General features: G+C 72.6%; 10 protein-coding genes. 5 read left to right on the forward strand and 5 right to left on the reverse strand.

Translation table 11 applies throughout. From position 1 onward, the window contains the following. The first annotated feature begins 127 nt into the window (after positions 1 to 127). On the forward strand, positions 128 to 1,081 hold the full coding sequence (locus ACFY1S_RS08600) for a cyclase family protein (RefSeq protein WP_387114421.1): 954 nt from the start codon (positions 128 to 130) through the stop codon (positions 1,079 to 1,081). 2 nt (positions 1,082 to 1,083) lie between these two features. On the opposite strand, the gene ACFY1S_RS08605 is transcribed toward ACFY1S_RS08600, so the two are convergent. Beyond that, the gene (locus ACFY1S_RS08605) at positions 1,084 to 2,904 is read right to left on the reverse strand and encodes a VanW family protein (RefSeq protein WP_387114424.1); all 1,821 of its coding nucleotides are present in this window, start codon (positions 2,902 to 2,904) and stop codon (positions 1,084 to 1,086) included. Positions 2,905 to 3,103: 199 nt separating this feature from the next. Here ACFY1S_RS08605 and nudC point away from each other — a divergent pair, with 199 nt between their 5' ends. After that, positions 3,104 to 4,003 (forward strand): NAD(+) diphosphatase, encoded by a 900-nt coding sequence (nudC, locus tag ACFY1S_RS08610; protein WP_387115950.1) that lies wholly within the window; start codon positions 3,104 to 3,106, stop codon positions 4,001 to 4,003. Here nudC and ACFY1S_RS08615 read toward each other — a convergent pair. Both ACFY1S_RS08615 and ACFY1S_RS08620 read right to left on the reverse strand, forming a co-directional pair. Then, positions 4,000 to 5,202, reverse strand: coding sequence for a polysaccharide biosynthesis protein (locus tag ACFY1S_RS08615; RefSeq protein ID WP_387114427.1), 1,203 nt, complete (start codon positions 5,200 to 5,202; stop codon positions 4,000 to 4,002). The genes nudC and ACFY1S_RS08615 overlap by 4 nt on opposite strands. Next, on the reverse strand, positions 5,199 to 9,497 hold the full coding sequence (locus ACFY1S_RS08620; RefSeq protein WP_387114430.1) for an alpha-(1->3)-arabinofuranosyltransferase: 4,299 nt from the start codon (positions 9,495 to 9,497) through the stop codon (positions 5,199 to 5,201). Before ACFY1S_RS08620 ends, ACFY1S_RS08615 begins: the two co-directional genes overlap by 4 nt. Before the next feature lie 166 nt (positions 9,498 to 9,663). Here ACFY1S_RS08620 and ACFY1S_RS08625 point away from each other — a divergent pair, with 166 nt between their 5' ends. The 3 genes from ACFY1S_RS08625 to ACFY1S_RS08635 are packed head-to-tail and all read left to right on the forward strand — an operon-like array spanning position 9,664 to position 13,523. After that, positions 9,664 to 11,541, forward strand: coding sequence for a hypothetical protein (locus tag ACFY1S_RS08625; protein WP_387115953.1), 1,878 nt, complete (start codon positions 9,664 to 9,666; stop codon positions 11,539 to 11,541). Continuing rightward, positions 11,542 to 13,293, forward strand: coding sequence for a hypothetical protein (locus ACFY1S_RS08630; RefSeq protein WP_387114433.1), 1,752 nt, complete (start codon positions 11,542 to 11,544; stop codon positions 13,291 to 13,293). A gap of 35 nt (positions 13,294 to 13,328) precedes the next feature. Then, a complete protein-coding gene (locus ACFY1S_RS08635; protein ID WP_139584335.1) occupies positions 13,329 to 13,523 on the forward strand; it encodes a hypothetical protein in 195 nt (64 codons plus the stop codon). Here the strand turns inward: ACFY1S_RS08635 and ACFY1S_RS08640 are convergent. Together ACFY1S_RS08640 and ACFY1S_RS08645 are read right to left on the reverse strand one after the other, a co-directional pair. Continuing rightward, positions 13,508 to 14,686 (reverse strand): glycosyltransferase family 4 protein, encoded by a 1,179-nt coding sequence (locus tag ACFY1S_RS08640; RefSeq protein WP_387115956.1) that lies wholly within the window; start codon positions 14,684 to 14,686, stop codon positions 13,508 to 13,510. The two genes, ACFY1S_RS08635 and ACFY1S_RS08640, sit on opposite strands and share 16 nt — an antisense overlap. Before the next feature lie 115 nt (positions 14,687 to 14,801). Then, entirely contained in the window at positions 14,802 to 16,079 is a 1,278-nt protein-coding gene (locus tag ACFY1S_RS08645; protein ID WP_387114436.1) for an acyltransferase family protein, read from the reverse strand. Positions 16,080 to 16,129 lie beyond the last annotated feature (50 nt).

Genomic DNA, 16,129 nt, shown 5'->3' on the forward strand with positions numbered 1-16,129 from the left:
ACTGCACTCGTGAGGGTGTGGGAGAGTAGGACGCCGCCGGACAATCATTCCAGAACGGGTCACCCTCACGGGTGACCCGTTCTGCGTTTCCCGCACCCATTCCGCAGCCGGAGGAGTTGATGACCGGATGACCGCGGAGCGGCAGCTGCCGACGCAGGACGACGTGCTCCGGTACTTCGACACGTTGTCGAACTGGGGACGCTGGGGCGACGACGACGAACTCGGCACCCTGAACCACATCACCGACGAGATCCGGCTGGCGGCGGCGCGGGCCGTACGCCACGGCAGGAGCGTGTCCTGCGCGTGGGAGGTTGCCGGACCGGACGACATGGAGCGGTCCACGACCACGTGCCCGCGCGCCGTCGAGATGCCGGGCGCCGAGAACATGCCGCCCGCCTTCCACGCCGACCGGCGCTGGGGCTTCTCGTCGGAGCGGCTCGGCCTCATGTTCCACGGCAACACCCTCACCCACGTCGACTCGCCGGCTCACATCTTCTGGGACGGCAGCATGTACAACGGGCGGTCGTCCTCGCTTGTCGACGCGGCAACGGGATCGGCCTGGGCGGCGGTCACGGCGGCGGCGAACGGGATCATCACGCGCGGCGTCCTACTGGACGTGGCCGGGGCCCGCGGTGTGCCGTGGTTGGAACCGGGACAGGGTGTGTTTCCCGACGATCTCGAGGAGGCCGAACGCCGCCAGGGCGTACGTGTGCGACCAGGCGACGCGGTGCTCCTGCGCACCGGCAACGGCCGCTCCCGGCACGAGAGCGGGCCGGCAGGCGGTTTCACCCAGGCCGGCTGGCACGCGTCCTGCCTGCCGTGGCTCCACGAACGGGACGTCGCGCTGATCGGCGCCGACACCCCCCAGGACGTCCAGCCGTCGGGATACGACAACGTATTGATGCCCGTGCACGCCGTGAGCCTCGTCGCGATGGGCCTCTGGCTGCTCGACAACTGCGACCTGGAGGCGTGCGCGGCAACCGCTGCCGAACTCGGCCAGTGGGACTTCCAGCTCGCGGTCGCGCCGGTCCGCTTCGCCGGCACGTCCGGCAGCCCGGTCAACCCGATCGCCACCTTCTGACCTCAGGACGGCTTCGGGCCGCAGACGTAGCGGGGTTCCGCGTCGTAGCGCCAGCTGAACTTCTCCCGCTTGACCACCACGCCACCCTTCTTGATGACCCGGAAGGCGTCCTGGGTGAAACCGTTGATGCCGTTGCTCGGAATGCAGGACGGACCGGGTTCTAGGTGGATCACCTTCGGCGTGGTGATGTTGCGGCGCGGGCCGTACTCGGTCTTCACACTGTCGTAGATCTTCGTGCTCCAGATCGACACGGTCACCGAACTCGACGTGAACGACGTGTCGATGAGCAGGCCGTACTCGGTGTTGTTGCGGAACTTGAAGTCCAGGTCCGGCCAGAAGATCGTCGACTCGATGACCGCCGGGTACCTGTCGAACCAGTACGAGTGCGGCTTGTGCTCGACGTCCTCCAGGCCTGCGTAGTAGGTGGCGTTGAACAGCGTCGTGGTGAACTGCGAGGTGCCGCCGCCAACGCCCGGCACCAACTTGCCGTCCAGGATCACCGGGGCGTCCCGGTAGCCCTGCGCGTAGCCCCGTTCGCCGGTGTGGCCGTTCAGCGAGAACGTCTTGCCGGACAGGACGACTGTGCCGTCCACCTCCTTGGCGATGGTGGCGATGTTCTGGCTGCGCGACGACGCCATGCCGCCGGTGAACCGGGTGGTGAATGTGGAAACCCGCTCCTTGATGCCCAGGCCGGCCAGTTTCTCGGCGGTCAGCGCCGGCGGTGTCGGCTTCAGCTCGCCGGTGACCTCGCGTCCCTCCGACTTCGGCAGCACCGCCAGCAGGTCGCGGCCCAGATCGGCCGTGTCGAGCTGCTGGCCGGGCCGGCCCTCGACGACCTTCGGCTGGCCGCCGGAAATGGTCATGGTGGCGTCCTTCGGCGGCACCTCGATGGCGTTCAGGTCGTCGCCGAGTGCCGTGCGCAGCCGCTTGACGTCCACGCTCGGGGTCAGCTTGCCGGTCTTGTCGGCAGTGAACCGCAGACTCTTCGCAATGGCGGCGGGCGGTACCTTCACCGAGCCCTTGTCGGTACGCAGCGTGACCGGCAGTGCCACCGCCGGCTTCGCCAGTTCGGTGACGAGCTTGTCCAGCTCCTCCGCGGTGGTCGCCGGGTGGCTCTCCACGAGCGGCACGGTGATCGGGTCACCGGCCAGCCAGCCGGCGCGGACCAGGTCGGCGGAGCGCTGCGGGTCGAGTGCCAGCCCCGGCTTGGGCTGCACGACCTTCGGGGTGGTGCCCTTGAAGGTGATCGCCGGCATGGTCATCCCACGGGCCTCGTTGCCGGCTGCCTTGCCCAGTGCCGCGTCCAGCCGGTCCACGTCGATGGTGACCACCGGGTCGACGGTGCGGGAGCCGACCAGTCGACTGACCGGGTGCGCGTCGGCCTCGGCCGCCGCCGCGACGGTGGCGGGTACGTCGATGGCCAGCCCCACGTCCGCCGGGTTGATCTCGGCGGTGCGCTGCCCGACGGTGATCCGCAGCGGCGCGGCGAGGGCCGCCGCGCGTCGGTCCAGCTCCGCGCGCAACGCGCGGTCCGCGTCGGTACGGCTCCGGCCGCCCAGTTCGGCGCCGAGCACCGTGGTGCCCCTGGGGACGTCTCCGGCGTACGCCCAGGCGCCGGCGCCCGCCACGGCGGCGAACACACCACCTGTCACGCCGGCCGCGAGGAGGATCCGCATCCGGCGGCCACGGCGTGGGGTGTCCTCCGGCTCACCGACTGCTGGCGCGGGCGCTGTCGCCGGGCCGTCGTCGGGCCAGGTGACCGCGGTGACCTGCACGGTGGGCCGGTCGTCGGCGGGTGGACTTTTTTCGCCGTACAGCGTCACTACAACCTCGATCGCCAGGATGCCGCGGGAGGTCCACCCTCCCGGAGGACACCTACGGTAGCCAATGGCCAGCCGTGGTCGTGGGCTGCGCCCACCCGCCGGGTACGGCGTGTCGGCCGGCGTGTCGTGCCGGGGCGGGGGCGGTGCCGGTGACGTGCCGCCGACCTGGCACGGTGACGGGGTGGGTACTGCGGAGCGGATGCTGGCGTACGGCGGCTGTCGGTTGGACCGGGCGGGTGCGCTGCGCACCGACGCGACACGGCTGGACGCGCTGCTCGACCAGTCGGACACCGTCGTCCTGCCGCTGTGGCGGGACCGCTGTCTCGTCGACGGGGACGGTCCGGTCCGGTTGACCGCCGAGCGGGCGTCCCTCGCCCGGTCCGCCGCCGGTGAGACGGTCTTCCTGGGCCTCGACGGTGACGCCGCCGTGTTCGCCGTGGACCTGTCCGGGCTCGACGAGCGGTCCGCCGTCGAGATGGCAGGTGCGGCGCGGTCCACAGACGTACGGGCGCTTGTCGGTCGGCTAGACGCAGACGGCGCGGCCGTGCAGGCGTACGCCCGGGGGCTGCTGCACTGGCACCGGCAGCAGCGGTACTGCGGCACCTGCGGCGCGACGGCGGTGATCGGCGGCGGCGGACACGTCCGGACGTGCACCGGCGCGGAGTGCGGACGGCTGCTGTTCCCCCGCATCGAACCGGCGATCATCGTGCTGGTCGAGGCGCCCGGCCCGCCGGGACGCTGCCTGCTGGCCCGGCACGCCGGTGCGGCCCCCGACGCGTACTCGACGTTGGCCGGCTTCGTCGAGGTGGGAGAGAGCCTGGAGGACGCGGTCCGTCGTGAGATGGCCGAGGAGGCCGGGATCACCGTCACCGACGTGACCTACCAGGGCTCGCAGGCGTGGCCGTTCCCCGCCGGCCTGATGGTGGGCTTCCGGGCCACCGCCACGTCCGAGGAGGTACGTGTCGACGGCGAGGAACTGCTGGAGGCACGCTGGTTCACCCGGGCGGACCTGCGGGAGCGGGTGGCCTCCGGTCGTACGCTCGGCCGGGTCGACGCGATCGACCACCGCCTGCTGCACGACTGGCTCGCGGAGAGCTAGACGGATCGGCGGGCGGGCAGCGCCATCAGCACAGTGGTCACGAGGGCCGTGCCGAGGGCGAGCAGGAGGAGATCGGAGACGGTACGGGGTCGCATGATCGCCGCAACGGTGACGAGCCCTGCCGTGCCCACCCACAGCGGCGCCGCGGGCCACCGTACGCCGGCCGCGAGACGGTCGTTGAGCAGCACGAACGTAACCGCGTAGAGCCCACCGACCGCGGCGAAGATCGGCGCGTACCGGCCCAGGTCGGTGTAGCCCGGTCCACCGGCGAGCCGGAAGGCCAGCCCGCCGGCCAGCGTCGACGCGAGTACCAGCACCAGACCGCACCCGCCGGTCACGGCGAGAGCCACGGTACGGCTGCGGCGGTCGCCGCGCGCCAGACGTGGCAGGGCGAGGACGGCGGCGACCTGCGGCGCCCACAGCGCGCCCTTGCTCAGGACGGTGCCCACCGCGTACGCCCCGGACCCGGACGGGGGAAGCAGTTGCCGGGCCAGGAGCAGGTCGGCGTAGGAGACGACGAGCATCGCCAGGGTCGCGCCGCAGCCGGCGGTCACCTGGGCGACTGTCAGTCGTGGCGCGGTGGTCGACCGGTCGGGTGTGCGGGCGATCCGGGCCAGCACGACCGGGGTGAGCGCGGCGGTCAGCGCGCCGGCCGTGAGCGCGCCGGTCAGCCCGGTGCCGAGCACCAGTCCGGCGATCACTCCGCCGTACCGGCCGGCGGCGAGCAGGGCCATCGCGGCGGCCAGGCGCAGGAACCGTTGGCTGCCCTGCAACTCGCCGAGCGAACGGGACGACAACACGACAGCGGCGGTGGTGACCGCCAGCAGTGCGGGTACCTCGACGGGCAGGTCGAGGGCGGTGACCAGCAGCGGTGTCGCCAGGATCAGCGCCGCGGCGCTCACGGCGGCGGTCACCGCGGTGAGTCGTCTCGTGTCGGACGAACCGTGCCGGGCGTGGTGCACGGCCACTGCCAGTTGCAGGCCGAGGCCGGGTACGGCGGCGATCGCCACCAGACCCAGGGCTGTGGCGAGCGCGCTGAGGCCGGCCGGATCGAGCCGACGGGCGGCGAGGACCGGCACCAGGTAGGCCAGGCCGTTGACGAGGACGCCGGCCAGGGTGACGGCGGCTCCGGCCGCGCCCAGGCCTGTACTCCGTCCGCCCGTCGGGGCCGTCTCCGTCGTCGGCTCGGGACGGCTCATGTGATCTCGCTGAGGGCGGGCGCGGTCGGCTCCGGCTGCTCGTCCGGGGCGGTGCGCTGGGCGGGAGCGGCGGGTGCCGCGGTCGGCCTGATCCGCCGTACGGGTCGTCGGCGGGCGGCGGTGGAGATCCAGAGGGCACCCAGCGCGACGACGATCGCGAGCTGCGAGGCGGCGTCGGTGTGCCGGTGCGCCGATTCGAGGTAGAGCCATCCGGCGAGCACGACGAGCCCACCGGGGAGCCAGGTCTCGACAGCCCGACTGATCATCCGGGCCCGCCGGGGATCGGTCGTCCAGGGCAGGCGACGCGGTCCGGGTACGGCAAGCATGAACCCGGCCGCCACGAGCAGACCACCGATGAGCCCGCTGGACAGCACCAGCGCGCCGGCGCCCACGGCCAGCAGCGGCAGGGACCGGGTGAGTCGGCGCCGGCCGCGCGGTACGGCGGTGCTCCCGGCCGGCGTGCGCTGCGGCAGCACCGCGAGGAGGACCACCACCGCCAGCAGGATGCCGCCGAGCAGCAGACCCGCCCGGTACGTGGTGTCCGGGGCGAAGCGCAGCACCACCTCGCCGGAGACGCCGGCGGGGAGAATCCAGCCCTGCTGCCAGCCGTCCACCACAAGGGGCGTGAGCGTCCGCCCGCCGATTGTCGCCTGCCAGCCGGTGTTGGTGTTCTCCCGCACGGCGAGCACCCGGTCGACGGGGCGCTCGTCCACCCGTACCCGTCGTTCGGTGGCTGCCCACGACTCGACCTGGACGGGACTGGCGGCCACCACCGGGGCGGGCGCGGCCCTCTGCGGCACGAGGGCGACAAGGGTCGGTGCGGCAAGCGTGCCGGCGGTGGCGACGACCCGGTGCTCGCCGCGGTCCAGGTCCAGGCGCCTGGGTGTCTCCCTGCCGCACGCGGTGACCGGCATGTCGCGCAGTTCGAGCAGGTCGCGCAGGGTGCCGCTGAGGGTGGTGGTGACCCGGGCCGTGCCGATGGCGAGCGTCGGCCCCGATCCGCAGGCCAGCTTCAGGGGCGTGTCGAGGCGCGGCGTGACGGTGGACGCCCCGGGCAGCACTGTCACCTCACCGACCGCGACGGGCAGCGTCTCCGGCAGCCGCAGCTTGTACGGGTCGGTGCTGGTGGCGGACGGCTTGTCGAGGAACTGGATGGTGATCTCGTCGGTGCGCATCGGCGGATCCAGGCGGAGCAGGCCGTCGTCGCCGACCAGGCTGCTGCGGAAACCGTCGTCGCCGACCACCCGGACACTGCCGATGCGGGTGGCTGCCGCCTCGTCGTCGACGGAGAAGCGGAGCCCGCCGATGGTCTGCGGCTTGAGCCACTTGAGGCGCAGGATCGGTGCCTCGTCGTTGGCCGCCGGCGACCAGCTGGTCGCCGGGTTGCCGTCGAGCACCACCCCGGCCCGGCCGGTCGGGTCGGGCACCGACGTCGAGGAGGCGCTGATCTGCGGCGCGAGGCGCAGCGGCTGCGCGTCGGCCACCAGCTTGTCGACTGTCGCGTCCAGGTCCGGGCCGGGTGTCGGCCGCGCCCACAGCCGGGCGTCGTACGCGCCGGCGCTGGGCAGGGTCAGGGTCCGGTCGACAGTGGACGCGTCCTCGGAGCCGCGGACGGCGTCGGTGGAGCAGCGGGGCCGCCCGTCGACCGAGAAGCAGGCAGGTGTGCTGGGGGCCGCCGACATCACCACCGTCGCCGGTTGGGTGGTGGCCGGTGCGGCGGGAAGCACGAGGGTCCGGCTGGTCCTGATCCCGGGAATCTTGATCTCGGCGATGCCCACCGACCCGTTGCCGAACGGGCGGAGGTCGTACGCGCCGTCGACCGAGACCTGGACGTCGCGGGTGGCGTGCACGCCTGGCAGTTCGAAGACCATGTGGTCGGTGAACTGCTCGATCGTGCGGCTCTCGTACCCGGCGGTGACTGTCACGGTCGTGGGCAGCGCGTCGGCCTTCAGGTCGAACCACACCTCAACCCTCGTGACCCGTGTCGCGTTCGCGAGGGCCACCTCGATCCACTGCCTGTCGCTCGGCGCGTACGGGGCGGACTGCCAGGAGGTCGCCGGGTTGCCGTCCATCGCCGCGTACGGCTGGTGCTCCGGACGGGTGCCGCCGGGCGAGTCGACCTGCGATCTCGCCGTCGAGGCGCGGACCGCGCTGATGCCCTCGAAGCGGGCCACGGTGGATCGCTCCGCGCCCCACTCGGGCAGGTAGTCGTGCGCCGGCGCCGACACGTCCAAGGTGTCGTCGGCGGTCAGGGTCTGCGAGGAGTTGTCGCGCAGCCGGCCGAACGACACGTCCCGCCTGCGCAGCCCGTCGGTCATGGCGACCGACCCGGCGTCGCCGGGCGGCGCGTCGCCGGCCAGGACCGTGGGCGCCGCGCTCAGTTGACCCGCCGCGGCGAGGTCGAGAAGCGACTCGGGGCCGCCGACGACTGTTGTCACGTCGTCCCGGTCGTAGGCGACCACCGGATCGACGGCCCGGTCGACCCGGTAGACCTCCAGCGCGCGTACCGGCACGTCGAGGCCCTGGTCGCGGAACTCGTCGGGAGACGACGGGCCGCCGCGTACCGGGCCGAACGAGGTGACGAGGGTCAGCCCCGGTGAGCGGTCCAGGGCCTGCCGGACCACCGCCGGGCGGGCCGTGTCGGAGCGGCCGTGGTCGAGGTCGGCGCGGAACAGGACGTGGCTGATCCCGGATCGGGCGAGCAGGTCGGCCAGACCGGTCGAGCCGGCGCCGGTGGCGAGCGTCGCCTCGATGGCGTCCAGCAGCCGGATCGTGGTGGGCGGGGTGAACGGGATGGCGTTGCGGACGGCCCACCGGCTGTCCAGCAGCGGCTGGGTTATCTCGTCCGTGGTGCTGCCCCAGTCGTACGACGGGAAGCGCGCCCCGGGAACGACGAGGACCCGGCCGCGGCCCGTGTTCGCGTCGAGCCAGTCGGTGGCCTCGTGCCAGTAGCCGGGCACGGTCTTCACGCTGCCCGGCGTGGCGAGACCGCCGGCGAGCGCGGGCGTGGCGACCCCCGCCACGGCGAGCATCGCCACGCCGGCGGTGAGCCAGGCGCGCGCGACGGTACGCGGGCGCTGCCGTTCGGGTGCCGTGCGGGCCGCCCGGACGGCAAGGCCGATCAGGTGCGCCATGCCGAGCGCCAGCGGCAGTCGCAGCAGGACGTCGAACTTGTGCACGTTGCGCAGCGGCGCGCCGACGCCGTCGAGGAACTCCTGCTGCGGCCCGGCGAGGATGTTCGGCAGGTCGCCGACGTGCCCGAGACCGACGAGCGCGGCGCCGAGCACCAGACCGGTGACGAGGAACCGGCGGTGCGGCATGCCGCGTCGGGACAGCCCGAGGATGCCGAGGGCGGCGACCGTCAGGGTGGCGGCGACCAGCAGCGGCTCGTTGCCGAGCCGTGAGCCGGACGGGATCGTCGGACCGAACGCGGAGCCCAGGTACGCCACCCAGTAGGAGGCACCGCGCAACGTCGTCACCGCGTCGGTGACGCTCGTGGTGTTCCGGGCGGTCTCGATGTAGTCGAGGAACGGTGGGCTGTACCGCCCGAGGACCAGCAGCGGCACCAGCCACCACGCCGTGGCCAGCGCCACCGCGCCGCACCAGGCGGCCAGCGCGGTGACGCGACGGCGTACCGGCGTGAGGGTGGCGAGCCAGAGCAGGGCGAGCGGCACCACCGCGGCCACGGCCGTGGCGTTGACGCCGCCGGCGCAGGCCACGGCGACGGCCGACCCGGCGACGGCACGCCGCAGCGGGGTGGTGCCCTTGGCCAGACCCACGAGCGGGATGAGCACCCACGGGGCGATGGCGCTCGGCCACGCCTCCACCGACGACCAGCCGAGCTGGGTGAGGATCCGGGGCGACAGCGCGAAGGCGACACCCGCGATCATGCGTCCGGCGGGTGTGCCGATGCCGAGCCGGCCCGCGAGCCGCACCGCACCCAGGTACGCGACACAGAAGAGCAGTGCCCACCACAGCCGCTGGACCACCCACGGCGCGAGACCCAGTTCCGACCCGAGCAGGAAGAACGGACCCATCGGCCAGAGATATCCGTACGCCTGGTTCTGGAGCTGACCGAACGTGCCGGTCGGGTCCCACAGGTGCAGCGAGCGCAGCAGCCACCCGGCCGGGTTCACGTTCAGGTCGACCTTGGTGTCGGGGACGACCAGCCCCGGGGCCTGCTGGAAGGCGAGGGCGGTGAGCACGATGCAGATGGTCAGGTGCCGGAAACGCCGGGCGGTACGCCGGGTACGACTGGACGCCGGAGCGACGTCACCTGTCACCTCTGCACGCATTTCGGCTCCTGTCTCCGCCGGCCGGACACGCACGCGAGCCGACATGTGTCGCGCGACGTTATCCGGACCGGGCACGGACTGGCGACCTGGGACGCTGCGGTGGCGTTATCGGGAGAACGGCCGTCCCCACGGCGTGTAAGCGTGTGGCAGGCTGCCGACCATGTCAATGCCAGAAGCTGAGGCCGAGACGCGTCCGGGGGGTGTCGCCGGCGACGGCGACGGGCCGGGGCCGGTCGGCCGATGGCTCCGGGCCGACCGGGTTCGCGCGGTCGCGGTCGCCCTCATCGTCGTGTCCGTCGCCTGGCGTGCCGGCCTCGCCGCCCGTGGCTGGTTCTCCCAGGACGAGTTCGTCATCGCCGCGCAGGTCCTGGACACCAGGCTGGACGCGGACTACCTGCTGGGGACGTTCAACAACCACCTCATGCCGGGCGGTCTGCTGGTGGCGTGGGCGATGGTGCGGGTGGCCGGCTTCGCCAGCTGGCCGTGGGTGCTGCTGCTCGCGTTCGGTCAGGCGGCTGTCGGCTTCGCCCTGTACCGGCTGCTGCGGGACCTGCTCCGGCCGGGCTGGGGGCTGCTGATTCCGCTGTGCCTGTTCATCTTCAGCCCGCTGACGCTCGAGGTGTCGTCGCTGTGGCTGGTCGGCCTGCTCGTGCTGCCGCCGCAGTTGGCGCTGGTCCTGGCGGTGTCGGCCCAGGTGCGGTACGTGCGGACGGGCCGCCTGCGGCACCTCGTCACGGTCGCTCTCTGGGTGGTGTTCGGGCTGCTCTTCGACACCAAGGCCCTGCTGATCGTGCCGCTGCTGTTCCTGCTCACCGCCTTCCTGTTCACGTCGGGGCGGGCATGGCGCAGCCTGGTGACGACAGTGCGCCGGTACTGGCCGGCGTGGCTGGTGCTCGGTGTGCTCTCCGGGGCGTACCTGGCGTTCTATCTGACCCGCCCGGCTCGCGAGCTGGACGAACCCACGTCTGTCGGTCAGGTCCTCACGTTCCTCGGTGACCTGGTCGGCGACACTGTCGTACCGGGTCTGCTCGGTGGGCCCTGGCGGTGGGCGTACGCCGGTGACGGTCCACCGCTTGTGGATCCGTACGAGGTCGCCAAGTGGTTGTCCTGGGCGGTGCTGGTGACGCTGGTCGTGGTCACGGTGCGGCGACGCCCGTCGGCCGGGCGGGCCTGGCTGCTGCTCGTGTGCTACCTCGGCCTGGTCGCGGCGCTCTTCGCGGTGACCCGGCTCGGTGGGCCGCTCGGCCCGCTGGTGGGCGTGATCCCCCGGTACGTCGCCGACGTGGTGCTCGTCGCCGCGATCTGTGTGGGCGCGGCTCTGCTGGGCACGAAGGACGCCAACGAGGACGACGTCTCCGCATGGCCGGTGCCGACGGTCCTGCGGGAGCCGGGGGCCTTCGCGGTCGGCCTGGTCGCGATCGTCGTCCTGCTGGCCGGCATCGGGGTGGGCACGCTGTGGAGCACTGCCCGTTTCGGGGACAACTGGAGCACCAAGCACGGGCGGGACTATCTCGCCACGGCGCAGGCCGAGTTGGCCGCCGCCCGGCCGGGCACCGTCTTCTTCGACACCACCGTCCCGGAGCGGGTGGTGGCTGGGTACTTCTGGCCGGACAACCTCCAGTCGCACTTCTTCCGGCCGGCGGAGCGCAGGCCCACGTTCGTCGAGCTGGCCGAGAGGCCGTCGACGTTCGACGAGTCCGGCCGAATCCGTCCGGTAGCCGTCGAGGGGCGCAAGATCGTGCCGGGCCCGGTGGCCGACTGCGGGCACCTGGCCGAGGGCGGGCGGACCACCCGGATCATGATGGACGGCTACCTGGAGGAGTGGCCGTACGTGGTCCAGTTCGGCTACCTCAGCTCGGGGGACTCGACGGCGCTGTTCCAGCTCGGCGACGCCACCCGGGAGATCACCCTTCGGCGTGGCCTGAACGAGGTGTTCTTCCTGATGGAGGGCGGCGGAGACTCCGTCCGGATCACCGTGGCCACCCCGGGGGTAGGGGTGTGCACCCAACTGGTCACCGTCGGCCGGGCGGTACCGGCGGCGTGAATGGTTGACCGACCCGCCGACGTCGACACCCGGCGACGGTGGGCGCGGGACACACTGCCGCTGTACGCCGCGGCGGTGACCGTCGCCGTGGTGGTGCTCGCTCCGCTGGCGGCACCCGGGTACGCGCTGCTGTACGACATGGTGTTCGTACCCCGGCAGCCGTTGATCTGGGATCTCGTCGCACCGGCGCAGAGCCTGCCCCGCGCGGTGCCGATGGACGCGCTCGTCTCCCTGGTCACGCAGGTCGTGCCGGGGTGGCTGGTGCAGCGGGTGGTGCTCGTCGGGGTGTTCCTGCTGGCCGCGATCGGTGCCGGTCGGCTCGTGCCGACCGACCGCCTCGCCGTCCGGTTGTTCGCCGCAGTGGCGTACGCGTGGACCCCGTACCTCGCCGAGCGGCTGCTGATCGGGCAGTGGGGGCTGCTGCTCGCGTACGCCACGATGCCCTGGTTGGTGCGGGCGGCGCTGGCGCTGCGGGAGGGGCGGGACGGCGCGCTCGCCCGGGTGGTCCTCGCCGCCGCGCCCGCCGCGATAACGCCCACCGGTGGGCTCATCGCGCTGGGCGTGGTGGTCCTGCTGGTGCCGCGGCGTCGCATCCCGGGCCGCCCGCTGACCCGACCTGTTCTCCTGAGCGCCAAACGGGCGCGCGAGATGAAGTACGCGGTGGCCGGTCTGACGCTGCTCAACGCACCCTGGGTGGTGGCGGCCCTGGTCACCGGCGCCGGTGGGTCCTCCGATCCGGCGGGGGTGTCGGCGTTCGCGGCGCGCGCCGAGAACTGGGCCGGCCCGTTGGTGGCGCTCGCCGGGACCGGCGGGATCTGGAACGCGCAGGCCACGCCGGGCAGCCGCACCGGGCCGTTGGTGCCGTTGGCGACTCTGGTGCTGCTCGTCCTCGCCGGTGTCGGCGTCGGCCTGCTGCGGCGCCGGCTGCCAGCGGGTACGCCGTTGCGGCTGGGCGTGCTGGCCGGGGTCAGTTTTCTTCTGGCGGCGTTCGCCGTGCTGCCCGGCGGCGATGCGGTGCTGCGCTGGGCCGTGGTGCACCTGCCCGGTGCGGGGCTGCTGCGGGACGGCCAGAAGTTCCTGGCCCCGTACGCGCTGCTGCTCGTGGTGTGCGCGGCGCTGGGCGCCGAGCGGCTGGTGGCCCTGCTCGACCGGGAGGTTGCCGGGGTGGTGCTGGCGGGGCTGCTGCTCCTGCCGGTGGCCGTCATGCCGGACCTCGCGTTCGGCGGCGCCGGACGCGTCCGGCCGGTGAGTTATCCGGCGGACTGGCGGACGGTGGCCACGATCATCGAGGAGGAGCCGGGGGAGATCCTGTCGCTGCCGTTGAACGCCTACCGGGCGTACCCGTGGAATCCCGACCGGGTGGTCCTGGACCCGGCGCCCCGCTACCTGCCGGGCACGGTCCTGATTGACGACACGCTCCGGGTCGGCGACGTCGCCGTGGCTGGGGAGAATCCCCGCGTCCGCGAGGTGCGCCGGGCGCTGGCCGAGGACCGGCCGGTCTGGACCACCGGGGTGCGCTGGGTCCTCGTGCAGCACCAGGTCTCCGGTGACCTGCCGCCCGGTGCCATCGACGGCCTGGATCTCATCCATCGGGGTCGGGTCCTGAGCCTGTACCGCAATCCGACGATCGTGCCGGGGCCAGAGGCGTCGGGACCGGCTCGACTGGCCGTCGTCGTGGCGCTCAGCATCGCCCTTCTGGTGGTCGTGGCTGCCAGCTTTTCGGCGCTACACCGGCGAGCTACCGCGTGGTAACGTCCGCTCGCACGTCTCGCCATTGGAGGATTGGCATGCGTAGAGCTTTGACCCTGGTCGTGTCCGGCCTGGTGGCGGCGTTGCTGGGGATCCTGGCCCTCGGTGGGCTCTCGGCCGCCGCGACCGCCACCGACGAGGAGGCCGCCACCGAGGCCAAGAACGTCTCGGAAGCGGCCAAGCGCAACGGAAAGCAGGACCCGTACGCCCCCGAGGTTTACGGCAACAGGTAGGACGGCTCGCCCCGCTGCTGCACCGGGCGGGGCGACTCCGCATTCTCCAGCAGGGCCGCGAAGCGTCCACCCGCGACCTGCCAGGTGAAACTCGCCGCGTGCTCCCGGGCCTGCGCGCCCATCTCGCGTCGCATCTCGTCGTCGTGCAGAAGCGTGCGTACCTTCATCAGGTAGTCGTCGATGCCGTCGGCCAGCAGGCCGGTACGCCCGTCGACGACCGCCTCGGCCACGCCCCCGGCCTCTCGGAACGCCACAGTTGGCGTACCCGCCGCGCCGGCCTCCACGATCGTCAGCCCCCAGCCCTCCTTCAGCGACGGGGTCAGGGCGACCCAGGCCGAGGCGAGCAGGGCTGCCTTCTCCTCCTCGGTCACGAAGCCCCGGAAGTCCACCCGCTCGGTGATGTCCAGCTCCGCGGCCATCTCCTGCAGGTGTGGCTCCCACCAGCCCTGGCCGGCGACCACCAGCCGCAGTTGGGGCAGCTCGTCGGCGAGCGCCGCGACGGCCCGCAACGCCACCTCGACCCGCTTGTGCGGCACCAGGCGGTTCAACGTCACGAGCAGCGGGAACGGCGCCCGCTCGACGTCGGTGGGGGGCAGTTCCGGGGTGCCGTTGTGCACGACTGCCACCTGCTCGGGCGGCACGCCGAGGGTGGCCAACTCCCGGCGCGTGGCCTCGGAGACCGTGACGTAACGGCACCGCCGGTAGACGCGTACGGCGAGGGACGACTCGATCCACCAGCCGAACCGGGCGGCCCACTGTGGAAGAACCACAGGCCACTGCTCGCGGTGCACGTGGTGGATCAGCTTGACCACCGGCCGTCGTGCCCAGAGCGGGGCCAGGAACGGCAACCCGTTGCAGACGTCGACGAGGATGTCGGGCCGGCCGCCGCGCCGCGTCGCGAGCGGGCCGGCACCCAGCGCGCCGGCCAGGTAGCAGAGCGCCGCCCACAGGTAGACGGTGTGCCGCCCACCGCGCCGTACCACCCGGACGCCCGCCTCGTTGACCTCGTCGGCGGGCGCCTCGGTGTGCGCGGCGCAGAAGAGAGTGGCGCGGAAACCACGCGCCACCAGCTCGGCGGCGATCCGTTCCACGTACACCTCGGAACCGCCGCCCTCGGGGTTACGGGTGTCCCGCCAGTTGAGGAACAGCACGTGTCCGGGCATGCCGAAGCTACGCTCCACGCGAACCCTACTCTCAAGTAATTTAGGGACGCGCGTCACACTAGGGGTTGGGGCTGCCGCCCGGCAATGCCCGACGGGCCAGCGCTTGCCTGCTCCGCTACGCGCCGGCCGTCGGCACCGGGGCGCCCGCGGCGACGGCCGGCGGAACGGGTGCCGCCTCGACCTGTGGAACGGGTGCCGCCTCGACCGGCGGCCCGGCGACCGGCGCCGGCGCGGTCCGTCGGCGCCGCCGCTGCGTACCGAGAAGTTGCAGTGGACGTTCGACTCCGTAGTAGCTGACCGCGGCGTACACCAGGCCGAAGGCCATGGTCAGGGCGAAGGTGTTGAGCAGTCCGCCGCTGAACAACGGCCTGTCGTCGAGCAGGTAGATGAGTTCGATGACCAGCGGATGCCACAGGAACAGGCCGTACGAGACGGCGCCGAGCCACCGGGCGGAGGAACTGGCGAAGACCTCCTTGACCCGACTCGGCCCACCGAACGCCACAGGGATCAGGATCAGCACCGCGATCGCGAGGTACAGGACCAGCTTGACGGCGAACTCGGCTGCCGTGGGACCGGCGAGGTCGCGGGGACCGGCGACTGGCGTCGTCGCGATCGCCATGAGGGCGACGGCCGCGGCCCAGCAGGCGAGCGGCGCGGAGGCGAGGTCGTCCAGCACGCGGAAGGCGGCGGGAGCGGTCCCCGTGCGCAGGGCGACGTGCGCCGCGCCCAGGGCCATGCCGGCGCCGAACCACCCGCCGTACGACGGGAGCCACATGGTGTGCAGCGCGTTGTCGAGCAGGCCGAACCCCATCATGGTGAGCCAGCCCGCGGTCAGCAGCGCCCCCGCGCTGACGATGGCGATGGTGCGGACGGGACGCCAGGACCGGCCGACGGCGAGGACTGCGACCAGCGGCAGGAGCAGGTAGAACGCGACCTCGGTGGCGAGGCTCCAGGTCTGGCTGAGCCCGTACCGCAGCTCGCCGGGCTGGTAGATCTGCGTGAAGGTGAGGTGGCGGATCCAGTCGCCGGCGGACGCCGGCCGGTTCTGCGGCAGGACGACGAGGCAGACCAGCACCGCCAGCCAGTAGGCGGGCAGGATCCGCAGGGCGCGGCGCCACAGGTAGCGGCCGGCGCGCGGCCGGGGCCCGCCCGTCACGGCGCTCAGCGCCCATGGCCGGAACAGCAGAAACCCGGAGAGTACGAAGAAGATGGCGACGCCTACGTCGAGGCGTGCCAACCAGCCGCCCCAGGTGGTGTTCATGGTGACGGCGGTCTGAAACCCGACGTGGTGGCCGACGACCGCCACGGCGCCGATCGCTCGCAGCGCGTCGAGGGCGGGGAGTCGGCCGGCTACCGAAGGCTCCGAAACTGTTGGCGCGGCGGCTGCGGACATCTGGACATCCAGGGGGTCGCTTTGAAGGTGACTGGGGAGTAACCTCCCGC

Origin of the sequence: Micromonospora sp. NPDC000663 (assembly GCF_042898105.1) — a bacterium.
Classification (GTDB): Bacteria; Actinomycetota; Actinomycetes; order Mycobacteriales; family Micromonosporaceae; genus Micromonospora.